Annotated in this window: 17 protein-coding genes; 11 read left to right on the forward strand and 6 right to left on the reverse strand. The window is 69.1% G+C overall.

From position 1 onward, the window contains the following. The first annotated feature begins 56 nt into the window (after positions 1 to 56). Positions 57 to 515, forward strand: a complete 459-nt coding sequence (locus E3T19_RS18285) for a hypothetical protein (protein WP_134409524.1) — start codon at positions 57 to 59, stop codon at positions 513 to 515. Between the two features lie 106 nt (positions 516 to 621). Here the strand turns inward: E3T19_RS18285 and efeB are convergent, their stop codons facing one another. The 3 genes from efeB to efeU are packed head-to-tail and all read right to left on the reverse strand — an operon-like array spanning position 622 to position 4,025. Further along, on the reverse strand, positions 622 to 1,953 hold the full coding sequence (gene efeB, locus E3T19_RS18290; protein ID WP_134409525.1) for an iron uptake transporter deferrochelatase/peroxidase subunit: 1,332 nt from the start codon (positions 1,951 to 1,953) through the stop codon (positions 622 to 624). Between the two features lies 1 nt (position 1,954). After that, positions 1,955 to 3,124 carry an iron uptake system protein EfeO gene (efeO, locus tag E3T19_RS18295; RefSeq protein WP_134409526.1) on the reverse strand — a complete coding sequence of 390 codons (1,170 nt, stop codon included), beginning with the start codon at positions 3,122 to 3,124 and terminating at the stop codon, positions 1,955 to 1,957. Positions 3,125 to 3,161: 37 nt separating this feature from the next. Further along, positions 3,162 to 4,025 (reverse strand): iron uptake transporter permease EfeU, encoded by an 864-nt coding sequence (efeU, locus tag E3T19_RS18300; RefSeq protein WP_088455620.1) that lies wholly within the window; start codon positions 4,023 to 4,025, stop codon positions 3,162 to 3,164. A gap of 173 nt (positions 4,026 to 4,198) precedes the next feature. Here efeU and E3T19_RS18305 point away from each other — a divergent pair, with 173 nt between their 5' ends. From E3T19_RS18305 to E3T19_RS18325, 5 genes are all read left to right on the forward strand, one after another. Beyond that, a complete protein-coding gene (locus tag E3T19_RS18305; protein WP_134409527.1) occupies positions 4,199 to 5,194 on the forward strand; it encodes a hypothetical protein in 996 nt (331 codons plus the stop codon). A gap of 36 nt (positions 5,195 to 5,230) precedes the next feature. Further along, positions 5,231 to 5,554, forward strand: a complete 324-nt coding sequence (gene fdxA / locus E3T19_RS19230; RefSeq protein WP_066594116.1) for a ferredoxin — start codon at positions 5,231 to 5,233, stop codon at positions 5,552 to 5,554. A 2-nt stretch (positions 5,555 to 5,556) separates the two neighbouring features. After that, the gene (gene dapC / locus E3T19_RS18315; protein WP_134409528.1) at positions 5,557 to 6,669 is read left to right on the forward strand and encodes a succinyldiaminopimelate transaminase; all 1,113 of its coding nucleotides are present in this window, start codon (positions 5,557 to 5,559) and stop codon (positions 6,667 to 6,669) included. Between the two features lie 54 nt (positions 6,670 to 6,723). Further along, positions 6,724 to 7,098 carry a hypothetical protein gene (locus E3T19_RS18320; protein WP_088455623.1) on the forward strand — a complete coding sequence of 125 codons (375 nt, stop codon included), beginning with the start codon at positions 6,724 to 6,726 and terminating at the stop codon, positions 7,096 to 7,098. Between the two features lie 275 nt (positions 7,099 to 7,373). Continuing rightward, a complete protein-coding gene (locus E3T19_RS18325; RefSeq protein ID WP_198414983.1) occupies positions 7,374 to 8,669 on the forward strand; it encodes a citrate synthase in 1,296 nt (431 codons plus the stop codon). Between the two features lie 60 nt (positions 8,670 to 8,729). On the opposite strand, the gene dapD is transcribed toward E3T19_RS18325, so the two are convergent. After that, complete coding sequence (dapD, locus tag E3T19_RS18330) at positions 8,730 to 9,713, reverse strand: 2,3,4,5-tetrahydropyridine-2,6-dicarboxylate N-succinyltransferase (protein WP_088455624.1); 984 nt, start codon at positions 9,711 to 9,713, stop codon at positions 8,730 to 8,732. A 31-nt stretch (positions 9,714 to 9,744) separates the two neighbouring features. On the opposite strand from dapD, the gene dapE reads away from it, so the two are divergent. From dapE to E3T19_RS18345, 3 genes are all read left to right on the forward strand, one after another. Beyond that, positions 9,745 to 10,857 carry a succinyl-diaminopimelate desuccinylase gene (gene dapE / locus E3T19_RS18335; protein ID WP_103459493.1) on the forward strand — a complete coding sequence of 371 codons (1,113 nt, stop codon included), beginning with the start codon at positions 9,745 to 9,747 and terminating at the stop codon, positions 10,855 to 10,857. A 3-nt stretch (positions 10,858 to 10,860) separates the two neighbouring features. After that, a complete protein-coding gene (locus tag E3T19_RS18340; protein ID WP_241980343.1) occupies positions 10,861 to 12,102 on the forward strand; it encodes a hypothetical protein in 1,242 nt (413 codons plus the stop codon). A gap of 62 nt (positions 12,103 to 12,164) precedes the next feature. After that, positions 12,165 to 12,341 carry a DUF3117 domain-containing protein gene (locus tag E3T19_RS18345; RefSeq protein WP_088457918.1) on the forward strand — a complete coding sequence of 59 codons (177 nt, stop codon included), beginning with the start codon at positions 12,165 to 12,167 and terminating at the stop codon, positions 12,339 to 12,341. Between the two features lie 76 nt (positions 12,342 to 12,417). Here the strand turns inward: E3T19_RS18345 and E3T19_RS18350 are convergent, their stop codons facing one another. Beyond that, positions 12,418 to 13,050, reverse strand: a complete 633-nt coding sequence (locus E3T19_RS18350; RefSeq protein ID WP_088455626.1) for an O-methyltransferase — start codon at positions 13,048 to 13,050, stop codon at positions 12,418 to 12,420. 88 nt (positions 13,051 to 13,138) lie between these two features. Here E3T19_RS18350 and E3T19_RS18355 point away from each other — a divergent pair, with 88 nt between their 5' ends. Both E3T19_RS18355 and E3T19_RS18360 read left to right on the forward strand, forming a co-directional pair. Beyond that, entirely contained in the window at positions 13,139 to 13,522 is a 384-nt protein-coding gene (locus E3T19_RS18355) for a twin-arginine translocase TatA/TatE family subunit (RefSeq protein ID WP_088455627.1), read from the forward strand. A gap of 204 nt (positions 13,523 to 13,726) precedes the next feature. Then, positions 13,727 to 14,380 (forward strand): hypothetical protein, encoded by a 654-nt coding sequence (locus E3T19_RS18360; RefSeq protein ID WP_134409529.1) that lies wholly within the window; start codon positions 13,727 to 13,729, stop codon positions 14,378 to 14,380. 95 nt (positions 14,381 to 14,475) lie between these two features. On the opposite strand, the gene E3T19_RS18365 is transcribed toward E3T19_RS18360, so the two are convergent. Continuing rightward, positions 14,476 to 16,041, reverse strand: coding sequence for a succinic semialdehyde dehydrogenase (locus E3T19_RS18365; protein WP_241980344.1), 1,566 nt, complete (start codon positions 16,039 to 16,041; stop codon positions 14,476 to 14,478). Positions 16,042 to 16,048: the final 7 nt, after the last annotated feature.

Below are 16,048 nucleotides of genomic sequence, written 5' to 3' on the forward strand. Positions count from 1 at the left end.
GCGGTTTTTTGTCAGTCGTTCCCGCTCAAGCGGGAGCCCCGCACCGTGAGGACCCCATGACCCCTGGATTGAAGACGAAGATGTCGCCGCTGCGCATGGGCCTGGCCCTGGCGGCGGTGCTGGCCGTAGCGCCGGCGCTGGCCGGCTGCTCCGACGCGCAGGTGCAGGATGCCGTGAACGGCGCCGTGCAGGGAGCCACCGACGGCGACGTGAGCCTCGGCGGCGCGCTGCCCGACGGCTGGCCGGCGGAGATCCCCGTGATCGACGGCGAGATCAAGTTCGGCGCCGGCAACACCACCAACGGCGACCAGGGCTGGGTCGTCACGGTCGCCTCCGGCGCAGCGGACCCGCTGGCCGACGCCGAGCAGAAGCTCGTCGATGCCGGCTTCGTACCTGACACCAGCGCCTCGGCCAACGTGGGCGACGTCGGCGTGGTTGCCTTGAAAAACGCCACCCACATCGTGACCATCGCCGGCACTCCCGACGGCGTGCTCTACACGGTCGCCCCGGCCTGATAACGCGCTCCGTCGTTGGTCGAGCTTGTCGAGACCCGGCGGCTCGGTCTACGGCTCCACTTCGACAGGCTCAGCACGGCGTCGACAGGCTCGACCGACGCAGGTGTCAGGCGAAGAGGGGCGCGCCCACGTAGGAGCCCTTGGCTGCTCCGGGCGGGACGGCGAAGAGTGCGGAGCCGACGTGGCGGATGTACTCGTTGAGGGCGTCGTGGCGGGCCAAATTCAGCTGCACGGCCGTGAAGCTGGCGGGGGTGCGCTGGAAACTGATGAAAAACAGCCCGGCGTCAAGGCGGCCGAGGTCGTCGTTGCCGTCCACGAAGTTGTAGCCGCGGCGCAGCATCCGGATACCGTCGTTCTGGCTGGGATGAGCCAGCCGCACGTGCGCCGCGGTGTCGATCAACGGCTGGTCGGCGCGCCCGGCGAGCTCAAAATCAGGTTCGGTGAACTCGGTGCCGCCGGATAGCGGCGCACCCTCGCCCTTGTTGCGGCCGATCACGGTCTCCTGCTCGCGCAGGCTGGTGCGGTCCCAGGTTTCGATGGTCATCCGGATGCGCCGCGCCACGAGATAGGACCCGCCCGCCAGCCACGCGGGCCCGTCGGAGGCTCCCACCCAGAGGTGTTCCGTCACCGCGGCCGGTTCCTCGGCCTTGATGTTGGCGGTGCCGTCCTTGAACCCGAACAGGTTGCGCGGGGTGGCCTGGCTGGTGCTCGTGGACGAGGTGCGGCCGAAGCCGAGCTGGGACCAGCGGATCGCCGCACGCCCGAAGGCGATGCGGGACAGGTTGCGGATGGCGTGCACGGCGACCTGGGGGTCGTCCGCGCAGGCCTGGATGCAGAGGTCTCCGCCGCTCCTGGTCTCCTCGAGCATGTCGCCGGGGAAATGCGGTACATCGACCAGCTCGGCCGGTCGACGGGCGGCCAGGCCGAAGCGATCCACGCCGGCCGCGGTCTGGAAGAGGGTGGGCCCGAACCCGAACGTGATGGTCAGGCCGGCCGGAGGCAGGCCGAGGGCCTCGCCGGTGTCTTCCGGTGGGGCGTCGTACGGGCCGCTGACCGAACCGTAGTCGCCGACATCACGGCCAGCGGTCATCGCGGCGGCCGCGACGGTCCAGTCCTGCAGCAGTTCGATGAGGTCGGCGCGGGTGGTGCCGTCGGCCACGTCGAACGCGGCAAAGTGCAGCCGGTCCTGGGCAGGCGTGACGATGCCGGCCTGGTGCTCCTGATAGAACGGGTAGACGGTGCCGGCATTGGTCTGTGCAGAGGACGCCGCGACGGCCAGCGCGGCCCTGTCGCCGGCGACGCCCAGCCCGAGGCCGGCCACCCCGACGCCGGCCAGGCCGAATAGACCGCGCCTGGACAGGCCGCGGGGTGCCTGCGGACCCGCGCCGGTGTCTGGGCCGTCTGCGGTGGGGGAATCGGAGCTGGTGGCGTCGGTCATGTTAGAGCACGAGCGTTGCGGTCAGCTGGTTCAGCGGCTCGCCGAGGGCGTTCACCTGGTCGGCGAAGGCCTTGATCTCGGCGGGCGTGAGGTCGGTGTAGAGGGTGAAGTCCTCGCCGACACGCTGGGCATCGAGCAGCTCCTGCAGCTCGGCGAACTCGCTGTCGAGGTCGGCGGCCAGGTCGGCGTCTTCCTCGAGCAGGATGTCGCGCACCCCGGCGTAGAGCACCTTGGCACCGTCGATGTTGGCCTGGAAGTCCCACAGGTCGGTGTGCGACCAGAACTCTTCCTCGCCGGTGACCTTGCCGGTGGCGACCTCGTCGAGCAGGCCGATCGCGCCGTTGGTCTGCTGGGACAGGGTGAAGTCCAAATCCTGCACCTTCTCGTTCAGCGTCGTGGTGTCGGCGACGAGCAAGGTAGCCAGGTTCTGGCGCTGTTCAGGCGTGTACGCGGCGAAGCCGGCCTCCGCGTCGGCGGGCCAGAGGTCCTTCTCGATCGCGTGCCAGCCGGTCCAGTCCTGGCCTTCCTCGAGGTCGGCCTCACGGAGGTCCAGCTGCGGGTCGAGGTCACCGAAAGACTCCGCCACGGTCTCCACGCGTTCCCAGTGGGCGCGGGTGGGGGCGTACAGGGCGCGGGCGGTGTCATCGTCGCCGGCCAGGTAGGCGTCGGCGAAGGCCTGGGTGCCGGTGAGGAGCTGAGCGACCTGATCGCGCACGTAGGCGGCGTAGTTGGCGTTGGCGACCTCGATGCGGGCGTCCAGGTCGGCATCCACCGTGACGTCAGTACCGGAGTCGGTGACGGTGAAGGCCTTCTGGTCGATGCCCGCACCGACCATGCCGGGCTTGCAGGTGGTCACGTAGCGGCCGGGCATGAGCTGCACGACCAGGTCGCGGCTGAGGCCGGGGCCGATGTTCTCGACCTCGCCGACGATGCGCAGGCCGTCTTCGGCGAGCAGGTAGAACTCGGTGACCTGGTCGCCCGAGTTGGTGACCGTGAAGCTGAGGTTGCCGGACGGCGCCTCGGCGGCCGACACCGTGCAGGCATCCGCGCTGCTGTCGACGGTGAGGGCGGCCTGGGCCGAGTCGCTGCCGGTGGCGTTGGCGACGCAACCGGTGAGGGCAAGCAGGCCGACGGCTGAGGCGGCTACGAGGGGGAGGAGGCGGGCTCGCATGGGGGTCCTTAGAAGGGAGGCGGTGCGGGGCGTGGGGTCAGTGGGTGACAACCGCGGGTGCGGTCTGGGGGAGTACGGCGGACGGCGTCGGCGTCGGCTTCGCTTGCCGGCTCTTCACAATGAAGAGGGTCAGGGTGGGCACCACGTACGCGATCCAGGCGAACATCTCCAGCCAGGTGGTGGCCGGCGAGAAGTTGAGGGTGCCCTTGAGCAGGGTGCCGTACCAGCTGTCCGGGGGGATCACGGCGGAGACGTTGAACGCGAGGGCGTTGAGTCCGGGCAGGATGCCGGCCTCCTGCAGGTCGTGCACCCCGTAGGAGAGCACTCCGGCGGCAACGATGATGAGGATGGCACCGGTCCAGGTGAAGAACCGGCTCAGGTTGATCTTGAGCATGCCGGAGTAGATCAGGGCGCCCAGGCCGACTGCGGTGAGGATGCCCAGGCTCGCCCCGACCAGCGGAAGCGTGGTCGCTCCGGTGGCCTGCACGGCCGCCCAGATGAACAGGGCCGTTTCGATGCCCTCGCGGCCGACGGCGAGGAACGCGACGAGAACCAGGCCCATTCCGGTGCCGGTGAGGTGCTTGTCGATGTTGCCGTGCAGGTGCCCCTTGAGGTCGCGGGCGGTGCGCAGCATCCAGAACACCATCCAGGTCACCAGCCCCGTCGCGATGATGGAGAGCAGCCCGCCGATGGTCTCCTGCGCGGCGAAGCTCAGGCCGTAGGTGCCGAAGGTGAGGATGGCGCCCAACAGGAGGGCGAGAAGCACGGCGAGGCCGACGCCCGCCCAGATCCGGGGGAGAACGTCGCGGCGGCCGATCTTGACCACATAGGCGATCAGGATCGTCACGATCAGCGCGGCTTCGAGTCCTTCGCGCAGGCCGATCAGGTAGTTTGCGAGCACAGTGCTTCCCGGTTGTTGTGGGTGGGGTGATGGGGCCAACAATTGGTAAGGCTTACCTTACCCACCCACTCTACGTAAGAACGCCGGATGTGTCCAGCTAAGATTTGTCAGCGGCCCCGGTGCCGCAGCACGTCTTGCCAACCGCGCTCGTCCACGTTGTTCAGGAGTCACCCATGCTTATGTCCGGGAACGGCGAACGGGTGGTCTTCGTGCTCGACGCACCCGGCGATGAATCGTTGCACACCGGCGGCACCATCGCCCGGCTCCTGGATGACGGCGCCGACGTCACCGTGCTCTTCGGGTCGGCGACGCCGTACGACAGCGACGCATCCGTACCGACTCCGGCATCCGCCGGCGCCGCGGATGTGGCAGCCGCCCGGGCGGCACTCGGTGAGACCGACCCTGCACAGTGGCGGGTCCTGGCCGGCGAGCCGCAGGGTGCGCAGCGCCGCGCGGTGCTGGGCGATGCCTTCGCCCAAGCGCACGCCACCGCCATCGTGGCCGCCGCCGTGGACCCGGCCCTGCGCCAGGCCGCCGTCGACGCGGCAGGCGAGCAGGGTGTGCCGGTGTTCCTCAGCAGCCGGGTGTCGGCGGTTCCCGGCGTGCGGCTCACCGCGATCGACGTCAGCGACCACATTGACCAGAAACTGGCGGCCCTGGCCGCGTATCCCGGCCGGTGGCGGCTGGACGGCCGGGTGGTGCGTCTTGACGACGGCACCGAGGCCCTCGTCACCGGCACCGAAACCTATGCCAGCGGTAGCGGCCCCGCCCAGCCGGCCGAGCTCGAGGCGCCAACGGTCGGATCCAGGCTGCTGGCCGTCCTGATGGCTCTCTTCGCCGGCGCGCTATTCGGTGTTCTCGGCACTGTGGCGCACCAGACCACGATCGAACTGGGCTCCCTGACGATCCCTGTCGGCCTGACCCTGGCACTACTGGCCAGCGGCACCCTCCTGCTCGGGTTACGCCTGGTTGTGCACGACAGGCTCGTGGTCCTCGCCGCGGCGATCGGCCTGGTCGCCACGGTGTTCCTGCTGTCGCTCCGCAGCACCGGCGGCTCGGTGCTGGTGCCAGCCGGGGTGCCAGGCACGGTCTGGTCGATGGCGCCCGCGCTGTTCGCCGCCCTCGTCATCGCGTGGCCCCGAATTCCCGCCCGTCGGCCGACGGCGTAGACTGATCACTCTGTTCGTGAAGGGAATCCTGCCACTGTGACGTATGTCATCGCCTTGCCCTGCGTGGACGTCAAGGATCGCGCCTGCGTCGACGAATGCCCCGTCGACTGCATCTACGAGGGTGAACGCTCCCTCTATATCCACCCCGACGAGTGTGTCGACTGTGGAGCCTGCGAACCGGTCTGCCCGGTCGAGGCCATCTACTACGAAGACGACCTGCCCGAACAGTGGGCCGACTACTACAAGGCCAACGTCGAGTTCTTCGACGACATCGGCTCGCCCGGCGGCGCCGCCAAGGTCGGCGTCATCGCCAAGGACCACCCGGTGATCTCGGTGCTCCCGCCCCAGGTTCAGCACTAAAGGTGCTCAAACCACTTCCCGAGTACCCGTGGGATGCGATGCTGCCGTTCGCGCAGCTGGCCAGGGCCCACGCCGACGGCATCGTCGATCTCTCCATCGGGTCTCCGGTCGACCCCACCCCGCCCGTCGTGCAGGCCGCCCTGGCCTCCGCGACGGATGCGCACGCCTACCCGCAGACCACCGGCACCCCGGCGCTCCAGAACGCCATCATCGACTGGTACGCCCGTCGCCGCGGTGTGACCGGGCTGGCGGAGGAGAACGTGCTGCCCACCATCGGCTCGAAGGAACTGGTAGCGCTGCTGCCGTTCATGATCGGCGTCGGCGAGGGCGACACCGTCGTGCACCCGCGCGCCGCCTACCCCACCTACGCGATCGGCGCGGCCATGGCCGGGGCGGATGCGTTCCCCTCCGATGATCCCGCCGAGTGGCCGGAGACGACGCGGCTGATCTGGCTGAACAGCCCGGGCAACCCGGACGGGCGGGTGCTGCCCGTCGAGGTGCTTCGCGCCGCCGTGGCCCGCGCCCGCGAACTCGGCGCCGTGATCGTCAATGACGAGTGCTACGCCGAACTCGGCTGGGCCGCCCCGTGGGACGCGGAGCCGATCCCGAGCATCCTCGACCCCCGCGTCACCGACGGGGACACGCGTAACATCGTGGCGATCTACTCGCTGAGCAAGCAGTCCAACATGGCCGGCTACCGGGGCGCCTTCGCCGCCGGCAGCAGCGATGTGCTCGGCCGTCTGCTCACCGTGCGCAAGCACGCCGGCCTGATGCTGCCCGCCCCGTTGCAGGCCGCCATGGTCGCCGCCCTGGGCGACGACGAGCACGTGAGGGTGCAGCGCGAGCGCTACCGCGCCCGCCGCGAGGTGCTGCTGCCGGCGCTGGTCGCCGCGGGATTCCGCATCGAGAACAGCGAGGCCGGCCTGTACCTTTGGGCGACCGCCGGTGTCGACGCCTGGGACTCGATCCGGCAGCTCGCCGAGCTCGGCATCCTGGCCGGTCCCGGCCCGTTCTACGGCGACTTCTATCCCCGGCACGTACGGTTCTCGCTCACCGCCGACGACGAGCGCATCAACGCCGCCGCCGCCCGGCTGCGGGCTTTCGTCACGTCCTGACCCGGCTCCATTGCCGGGGCTGGACACCAGCGGCGGCCTGCCTAGGCTGAGGGCATGGCTGACACCGCGCATCCGGTCGACGACAGCGCTCCTCAGGACAGCTACGGCGTGAGCGTCGGGGCGCTGTACGCGCTCGTGTCCGAGCTGCCGGCCCATCCGCCCGTGACGCGGGGAAAGATCTTCAACGGCGACGGTGTGAAGGTGCAGGAGAAGGTGTTCGCGTTCATCGGCCGCAACGGCGACCTCGTCGCCAAGGTTCCGGAATCCCGGGTGCGCCAGCTGGTCTCCCAGCACACCGGGCGGCCTGTTGTGATGGGACGGCGCACCATGCGCGAATGGGTGCGGTTGCCGGCCGAGGCCGGGGTGGGCGCCTGGATCGAGGTGCTCGACGAGGCCTATCACTTCGGCCTGACCCGCCCGACCCGCTGAGCCACGAGGTCGGGTCGGCGGGCGGCTGCGGGCCGGAAAGCTCGGCGCGCCCGGTCCGAAATCGGCTGTGACCTAGGGCCAATGGACTCTGGTCGATCTTGGCGGATGCAACAGTATGCCCCTCGGCGGAATAGGCTGTAAGCGGGTTATCGTTGCCAAGCACCACGAGCGTGCTGCGGCGGACCACCACAGACCAACAGCCGCAAGGCTTTGAAATCCAGGGAGGCGCCGTGAGCGACGTCGCGCAGCGAACACCATCCAATGAGCCGCAGTTCATCGATCGGCCCGTACCGGGTCCGCAGGTGGCCACTCTGACCTACCCGGGGGGCACGGCGCAGTTCCCGATCCTGGGCAGCACAGACGGCCCGTCCAGCATCGACATCGCGACGCTCACCAAGCAGACCGGCTACACCACGTTCGACTCCGGATTCGTGAACACGGCGGCAACGAAGTCAGCCATCACCTACATCGACGGCGAACACGGGATCCTGCGATACCGCGGCTACCCGATCGAACAGATCGCCCAGAATTCCAGCTTTCTCGAGACCGCGTGGCTCCTGATCTACGGCGAACTGCCCAGCGCAACCGAACTGAGCGCGTTCGACACCCGCATCCGTCGGCACACCCTGCTGCACGAAGACCTGCGCCGCTTCTACGACGCCCTGCCGCACAACGCGCACCCGATGTCGGTGCTCTCGGCCGGCGTCTCCGCGCTGTCGACCTACTACCAGGACTCCCTGGACCCCAAGGATCCCGAACAGGTCGAACTGTCGATGATCCGGCTGCTCGCCAAGCTGCCCGTGATGGCCGCATACGCGCACAAGAAGAGCATCGGCCACGCGTTCCTGTACCCGGACAACTCGCTGAGCTTCGTGGACAACTTCATCAAGCTCAACTTCGGCACCCTCGCCGAGCCGTACGTGGTGAACCCCGTCGTGAGCAAGGCACTCGAACGTCTGCTGATGCTGCACGAAGACCACGAGCAGAACGCGTCCACCTCGGCCGTGCGCCTGGTCGGTTCCACCGAGGCCAACCTGTTCGCGTCGGTCTCCGGCGGCATCAATGCTCTCTCCGGCCCGCTGCACGGCGGCGCCAACGAGGCCGTGCTGACCATGCTCCACGAGATCAAGGCCTCCGGCGAAGGCGTGCAGAAGTACGTCGAGCGGGTCAAGAACAAGGAAGCCGGCGTGCGCCTGATGGGCTTCGGCCACCGGGTCTACAAGAACTACGACCCGCGCGCCAAGCTGGTCAAGGAGAGCGCCGACGCGGTGCTCGAGGCCCTCGGCGTCAAGGACGACCTGCTCGACATCGCCAAGGAGCTCGAGTTCATCGCACTGAACGACGACTACTTCAAGGAGCGCAAGCTCTACCCCAACGTCGACTTCTACACCGGCGTGATCTATAAGGCGATGGGCTTCCCGCCGCGCATGTTCACCGTGCTGTTCGCGATCGGCCGGCTGCCCGGCTGGATCGCGCACTGGCGCGAGATGAACCTGGACACGACCACCAAGATCGGCCGCCCGCAGCAGCTGTACACGGGTTCGGTCGCCCGCGACTACCCGCAGCGCTAAGCCGGCGGATGCGAAAAAGCCCCTTCCCATCGGGAAGGGGCTTTTTTCTTGGGCAGGTCGTTAGGCGTGCAGGGCGGCGTTCAGCACGATGCCGGCCGTGCGGGGGAGCACCTCGACCGCGCCGGTGAGGGAGTTGCGGCGGAAGAGCAGGTTCGGCACACCGGAGAGGTCCTTGGCCTTGGCCGTGCGCGGGGCGCCGTCGGCCGTGCGCGCGGCATCCAGCAGCACCACCTTGGTGCCGGCGGTGACGTACAGGCCCGCCTCCACCACGGAGTCATCACCGATCGAGATGCCGATGCCCGAGTTGGCGCCGAGCAGCGCGCGCTCCCCGATGGTGACCCGCTGGGTGCCACCGCCGGAGAGCGTGCCCATGATGGATGCGCCGCCGCCGATGTCGGCGCCGTCACCGACCACGACACCCTGGGACACGCGGCCCTCGACCATCGAGACGCCCAGGGTGCCGGCGTTGAAGTTCACGAAGCCCTCGTGCATGACGGTGGTGCCGGGGGACAGGTAGGCACCCAGGCGCACCCTGGAGGCGTCGGCGATGCGCACCCGCTCCGGGGAGACGTAGTTGAGCAGCGGCGGGAACTTGTCCAGGCCCGTGGCGGCGATGCCGTGGCGCATGAGCGACGGCCGCAGGCGATCGAAGTCGGCGGGCAGCACCGGGCCGGCGTTGGTCCAGACGACGTTGGGCAGGTGGCCGAAGATGCCGTCGAGGTTGAGCGTGTTCGGCTTGACCAGCAGGTGTGAGAGCAGGTGCAGGCGGAGGTAGGCATCCGATGTGCTCGCGGGGGGCGACTGCAGGTCGATCTCGACGGTGACGGCCTCGAGACGCACGTTGCGGCGGGCGTCGGGGCCGGCAGCCTCTTCCAGCTCTGTGGGCACGATCCACCGGTCGCGGTCGGCGGGCAGCGCACCCAGCTTCGGCGCCGGGAACCAGGTGTCCAGCACGGTGCCGTCACCGGCGATCGTGGCCAGGCCATACCCCCAGGCGTGAGTGGCGGCGGCTGTCTGTTCTGCGGGGGGAGGGGCGGTGACCATGGCTCTAGATTAGTAGCCGTAGATTGGTACAGTGCCTTCCGACCGAACGATAGACCCGTCCGTTCCCGCCCTCGACCTGTCTGCCTCGTCGATCGAGCTGACCCGCGCCCTCTGCGATGTGGAGTCGGTGTCCGGCAACGAAACGCCGCTCGCCGACGCGATCGAGGCCGCACTGGCCGGCTCCGCGCACCTGGAAGTGATCCGCGACGGCGACACCATCGTGGCTCGCACCAATCTGGGCCGTGCTCAGCGCGTGGTGATCGCCGGGCACATCGACACCGTGCCGCTGAACGAGAACCTGCCCACCCGGTTCGAGACCGACGGCGACGTCGACTACCTCTGGGGTCGCGGCACCGTGGACATGAAGGCCGGCGTTGCCGTGCAACTCAAACTCGCCGCCGAGCTCGCCGACACCAGCGTCGACGTGACCTGGATGTGGTACGACCACGAGGAGGTCAACGCCGATCTCAACGGGCTCGGCCGGCTGGCCGCCAACCGTCCCGACCTGTTCGAGGGCGACTTCGCGATCCTCGGCGAACCGAGCAACAGCCAGGTCGAGGGCGGCTGCAACGGCAACGTGCGGATCGAGGTGCGCACCTTCGGCAAGCGGGCGCACTCCGCCCGCGCCTGGGTGGGCGAGAACGCCATCCACAAGGCCGCCCCGATCCTGGACATCCTCGCCGGCTACACCCCGCGTGAGGTGGAGGTGGAGGGCCTGGTCTACCGGGAGGGCCTGAACGCCGTGGGGATCAGCGGCGGCATCGCCGGCAACGTCATCCCCGACGAGTGCATGGTGCACGTGAACTACAGGTTCGCGCCCAGCCGCACGGCCGCGGAGGCCGTGGCGCACCTGGAAGACCTCTTCGCCGGCTTCGACATCACCGTGGTCGACCTCGCCGAGGGCGCCCGCCCCGGCCTGGACGCCCCCCTCGCGCTCAAGTTCCTCGAGGCCGTCGGCGCGGAGCCGCGCCCCAAGTACGGCTGGACCGACGTCGCCAGGTTCTCCGCCCTGGGCATCCCGGCCGTCAACTACGGCCCCGGTGACCCGCTCAAGGCGCACGCCGATGACGAGCGGGTGGCGCTGACCCAGATCACCGACTGCGAGGACGCCCTGCGCGCCTGGCTGACCGCGCCCATCGGCTGACCGGTGGCGCACACCCGCTCACCGGCCCTGCCGGTTCGCCGAGGCCCCACCGGTGCTCTACCTGCGCGCTGGCAGGCCCGCTACCGGCTTGTGCCCTGGTGGCTGAAAGTCTCTGTCATCTGGCTGGCCTCCCGGCTGGTGACCACCTCACTGGTGCTGGTGCTGGCCAGCGTGCAGGGGCAGAACGCCTGGACGCTGGCCAAGCCCGGCTACACGGCGTTCGCCACCATGTGGGACGGCCTTTGGTACAACATCGTCGGTGTCGGCGGCTACCCGTCGGTGCTGCCGGTCACCGCGGACGGTCACGTCGGCGAGAACGCCTGGGCGTTCATGCCGGGCTACCCGGCCGTGGTGCGGGTTCTGATGCTGGTCACCGGGGCCCCGTGGGCGCCGGTGGCGGTGTTCGTGTCGGTGGTCTGCAGCCTGGGCACCGCGCTGCTGTTCTACCGGCTGATGCGGCGGGTGCAGACGCCGTCAACGGCGCTGTTCTCGGTGCTGCTGTTCTGCGTCGCCCCGCTCTCGCCGCTGCTGCAGTTCGGCTACGCCGAGTCGATGCACCTGCTGCTGCTCACCCTGGCCCTGCTGCTCCTGCTGGAGCGGCGTTACCTGGTGCTGGTGCCCGTGATCGCCGTGATGGCACTGACCCGGCCTAGCGGGCTGGCCTTCGCCCTGTTCCTGGCCCTGCACGTCGGCTACCGCTGGTACAGCCGCGCCCGCGACCCGTTCCCGGTGCGCGAAGCTGTCACCGCCTCATTCGTGGCCGTTTTCAGTGGGGTGATGGGCCTTGCCTGGCCGGGGATCGCCTGGCTGGTGACGGGGTCCGTCACCGCGTACACCGACACCGAACTGGCCTGGCGGTCGGCGTACATCGGCTACCAGGAGCTGGTGCCGTTTGCGGCCTGGTTCCAGAGTGGGGTGTGGTGGCTGGGGTCGCCTCTGGGCATCATCGCCGTTGTCGCGCTGATCGTCGCCTTCGCACTGGTGATGTTCTCGCCGGCGGTGAAGAGCCTGGGTGTGGACCTGCGGCTCTGGGTAGCCTCGTACGCGCTCTACCTGCTCGCGGTGTTCTTTCCGCAGTCGAGTGTGTTCAGGCTGCTGATGCCGATGTTCCCGCTGCTCGGAGCGCTCGCCACGCCGCGAAACGCCGTGTACCGCGTTGTGGTCACACTGGCGTTGATCTGCGCCCAGTGGGGCTGGCTTTTGCTCTGTTGGGGCGTGGACGGTGCGGATTGGACCCCGCCCTAATTACTGTCTGACGGCCGAATGGTCGATAATAGGAGTACAGACTACGAATGGAAGGGGAGTTCATGGCGGCCATGAAGCCACGGACCGGAGACGGACCAATGGAGGCTGTAAAGGAGGGGCGCCTGATCATCGTGCGTGTACCGCTCGAAGGTGGGGGTCGGCTCGTCGTCTCTGTGAACGACGCAGAAGCCAAGGAGCTTCACGATGCGCTCGCGGGCGTAGTTGCCCCGGCCGTGTAGTAATTCTGTAAGACAGGTGTTCAGCTGATCGGCTGTGCGGTTCTCCGCACAGCCGATTGCTGTATCCGGAGCGAGGCTACGCGCGCAGCTTCGTGATCTGGAGCAGGCCGTCGCCGACGGGGGAGAGCGCGCTGATCACGGCCTTGGACGAGGCGATCTCGTTGAGCAGGGTGCGGAAGCCCGTGGCGACGTCGTCGCGCTGCACAGGGTCGGCCACCCGGCCACGCCAGAGCGCGTGCGCCACCAGGACGGTGCCGCCCGGCCGGGCCAGGCGCAGGCCGTGCTCGACGTACTCGATGACCGACTGCGGGTCGGCATCCACGAACACGATGTCGTAGGAGTTCTCGTTCATGCGCGGCAGGACCTCGGCGGCGCGTCCGGTGATGAGGCGTACCCGGTTGGTGGGGATGCCGGCCTCGTGGAAATTGGCCTTGGCGTGCTGCAGGTGATCAACCTCGATGTCGATCGAGGTGAGGGTGGCACCGGGAGCACCGGTGAGCAGCCAGATGCCCGACACGCCGGCACCCGTGCCGACCTCGAGGATGCTGCGGGCTCCGGTGGCCGCGGCGATGACGGCCGACTGCGCGCCCACCGAGGGGGCGATGGCGTCGATGCCGAGCTCGAGGGACTGCTGCCGGGCTCGTGCCAGGGCGTCGCTCTCCACCACCGAGTCGTCGGCGAATTTCCAATTGAGATCTTTGTCAGACATTCCGCAACTCCAGTAGATGATTAGGTCAAGACTACGGCTGTGCGGCCCGTGGTTCGGGGATGCCTCGCCGGGGGGATATTCTGAGGGCATGTTCGGTCTGACGTTCGAGAAACTCCTGCTCATCGGGATCATCGCCGTCTTCCTGCTCGGACCCGAGAAGTTGCCGCACTATGCGGCCCAACTCGGCCGGCTGGTGCGCCAGCTTCGCGACATGGCCAATGGCGCCAAGGACCGGATGAAAGACGAGATGGGTCCGGAATTCGACGACGTCGACTGGAAGAAACTCGACCCCAGGCAGTATGACCCGCGCCGGATCATCCGTGAAGCCCTCATCGAGGACGAGCCCGTGAAGGGCAAGTCCGCCGTGGTCGGCCGCGCCGGGCCGAACCCCGACAGTGCCTACCTGCAGCGGAAGCGTGCCAGGGAAGGCGCCCTAACCGGGCCCGCGCCGTTCGACTCCGAGGCCACCTAGCGCCGCCGAGTTGCCCTGCTGCGGACGAGGTGCCCCGGTGTGCCGGGGCACCTCGTCCGCACGGGAGCAACTCGCGAGTTGCAGTGCGCGGTCGCCCCGGAAGGGGGGAGTCGTGGAGCGCTCTCCGGCGTGGACCAGGCGTAGCCTTGCCAGAGAGAGTGGGGCGGCACCGTGTTGCTGAATACCCCGGGGGAAGGTCGCATCATGCGCAATACACGTAGCCGTCTCATCATGGTGGGAATCGTCGCGGGGGTCGCCGTGCTGTCGGTGGGTGCGACGGCCTACGCGGCCGGGCAGGATTCGCGGCCCACGACGAACGTGCTGGCAGCAGCATCGGCTCCGACCGCCAGGGCCACGCCATCGGCGACACCGTCGACGGCTCCCGCGCCGGTAGCGACACCGACTGCCGCCGCGGCGGCGACGGGTGCCGGGGCGGACACCCCCGACGAGGTCGTCGTGGCGGACGAGACGACGAACACCGACGGCACCGCCGGCGACGAAGCGACCGGCGGTGACGCATCCGGCAGCGGTGCCGAGGGCGACGGCAACGTCGTCGAGGTGCGCACGCCCAACCCCGATGCCATTCCCGATACCCCCGCTGAGTACGAGTACTTCTACGGATTGATCAGCCAGTGCATGGCAGAGGCCGGTTACGACTGGCACGCCGTCAGGCACACCGTCGACGGTGAATTCGCGGGCGTCGACATGACCAGGCTCGGAGACGTCGAACCCGGACTGCAGGCCGGGTTCACCCTCGCCCTGGACGGCGACACCGGCGGCGGCGACTACTATCACTGGGCGGATGCCGGCTGCTGGGGCTATGCGGTGCACGTCACCGGCAACGACGGCAACAACTAACTGTCCTCTCGCGACCTGCCCCATTGTGGACGAGTTGCCCGGCTGTGCCGGGGCAACTCGTCCGCCGCGGGGCAACTCGCGTCGGCGGCGGGCGGCTAACGCCGCCTCGCCGCCTTCAGGGTGCGCGCCAGGAGGAGCATCGGGCCGACCATGCGGCCGAACTGCTGCCCGTTGACGGGCAGAGTGAGCACGCCAGTGGCCCGGGAGATGGTGACCGGGTTCACGAAGCGCAGCAAGCCTTCCGGTCCGTTGCGACGGCCCAGACCGGAGTCCTTCACCCCGCCCATCGGGGCGTCCACGGCGGAGAACGACCCTCGGTAGCCCTCGTTGACGTTCACGCTGCCGGCCTCCAGCGCCTCGGCGACCCGCAGACCACGCCGGGCCGAGCCGCTGAGCACCGACGCGTTGAGCCCGTAGTCGCTGTCGTTGGCGGCCAGGATGGCCTCCTGCTCCGAGTCGACGACCGACACCGCCACCACCGGGCCGAAAGTCTCGCCGGCGTGGCAGAGCATGCCGGGGGTGACCCCGGTGAGGATGGTCGGTTCGTAGAAATACGGGCCGAGGTCGGGCCGGGCCCGCCCGCCGGCCTGCACGGTGGCGCCGTGGGCGAGAGCGTCGGCGACGTGTTCGGTGACCCGCTCGAGCTGCGCCTGTGAGGTGAGCGACCCCACATCCGTGCTGTAATCCAGCGCCGAACCGAGGATCAGGGCGCGGGTGACCGTGACGAACTCGCGCAGGAACTGATCGAACACCGCGCGCTGCACGTAGATGCGCTCGATCGACACGCACAGCTGACCCATCGAGGAGAAACAGGCGTAGGCGGCCTGCGCGGCGGCGCGGTGCGGGTCGACGTCGTCGAGCACGATCATCGGGTTCTTGCCGCCCAGTTCCAGCGACGCCCCGGTGAGGGTGCTCGCCGCCTGGGCGCCTACCCGCAGCCCGGTGGCGGTCGACCCGGTGAAGCAGACGTAGTCCGCGCCGGCCGTGACGGCCCCGCCGATCTCGGCGCCGTCGCCGGTCACCACGGCCCACAGGTCGGCGGGCACGCCCGCGTCGATGAACGCGCGGCGCAGCAGCAGGATGCTCAGCGCCCCCTGGTTGTCGGCCTTCTGCACGACCCCGCAGCCGGCGGCCAGCGCAGGCACCACGTCCATCGCGGCCAGGCTCAGCGGAAAGTTCCACGGCGTGATGACCCCGGCGACGCCCTTGGGTCGGTGCCGCACCCGGGTGGTGACCAGGACCGGAAGACCGGAGCGGCGCGTTTCCCCGCCCAACACCCGGCGGGCGGCTACGGCGTTGTACCGGGTGACGCCGGCGGCCTGGAAGACCTCCTCGAACGCCTGCCCCCTGGTCTTGCCGGTCTCGGTCTGCAGGGTGTCCAGGAGGCTCTCCCGGCGGGCGAGCAGCAGGTCGTGGGCGCGCAAGAGCACCGCCCGGCGGTGCGCGAAACCCGCGCGGGCCCAACCGATCTGGGCAAGGCGGGCGCGAGCGTACGCATCCGCCACATCTACGGTGCTGCTCACCGGCAGGGAGTGCAGCTCTGTGCCGGTGAACGGGCCGATGACGCCCACGGTCTCACCCGTCGTCGAGCAGATGTCGCGGGACAATTCGACGGTGAACGGGAGTACCGGGGCGGTTGCGGTCAGCATTGGCGCAGTCATGCTGGCC

It is taken from the genome of Cryobacterium sp. TMT4-31, from assembly GCF_004403385.1.
Taxonomy (GTDB): Bacteria; Actinomycetota; Actinomycetes; order Actinomycetales; family Microbacteriaceae; genus Cryobacterium; species Cryobacterium zongtaii.

What these genes read in the sequence shown, in the direction of transcription:
- E3T19_RS18285 (WP_134409524.1), top strand. Translation starts at nt 57, where the DNA reads ATGACCCCTGGATTGAAGACGAAGATGTCGCCGCTGCGCATGGGCCTG.
- efeB (WP_134409525.1), bottom strand. Translation starts at nt 1,953, where the DNA reads ATGACCGACGCCACCAGCTCCGATTCCCCCACCGCAGACGGCCCAGAC.
- efeO (WP_134409526.1), bottom strand. Translation starts at nt 3,124, where the DNA reads ATGCGAGCCCGCCTCCTCCCCCTCGTAGCCGCCTCAGCCGTCGGCCTG.
- E3T19_RS18305 (WP_134409527.1), top strand. Translation starts at nt 4,199, where the DNA reads ATGCTTATGTCCGGGAACGGCGAACGGGTGGTCTTCGTGCTCGACGCA.
- E3T19_RS18320 (WP_088455623.1), top strand. Translation starts at nt 6,724, where the DNA reads ATGGCTGACACCGCGCATCCGGTCGACGACAGCGCTCCTCAGGACAGC.
- dapD (WP_088455624.1), bottom strand. Translation starts at nt 9,713, where the DNA reads ATGGTCACCGCCCCTCCCCCCGCAGAACAGACAGCCGCCGCCACTCAC.
- E3T19_RS18345 (WP_088457918.1), top strand. Translation starts at nt 12,165, where the DNA reads ATGGCGGCCATGAAGCCACGGACCGGAGACGGACCAATGGAGGCTGTA.
- E3T19_RS18350 (WP_088455626.1), bottom strand. Translation starts at nt 13,050, where the DNA reads ATGTCTGACAAAGATCTCAATTGGAAATTCGCCGACGACTCGGTGGTG.
- E3T19_RS18355 (WP_088455627.1), top strand. Translation starts at nt 13,139, where the DNA reads ATGTTCGGTCTGACGTTCGAGAAACTCCTGCTCATCGGGATCATCGCC.
- E3T19_RS18360 (WP_134409529.1), top strand. Translation starts at nt 13,727, where the DNA reads ATGCGCAATACACGTAGCCGTCTCATCATGGTGGGAATCGTCGCGGGG.
- E3T19_RS18365 (WP_241980344.1), bottom strand. Translation starts at nt 16,041, where the DNA reads ATGACTGCGCCAATGCTGACCGCAACCGCCCCGGTACTCCCGTTCACC.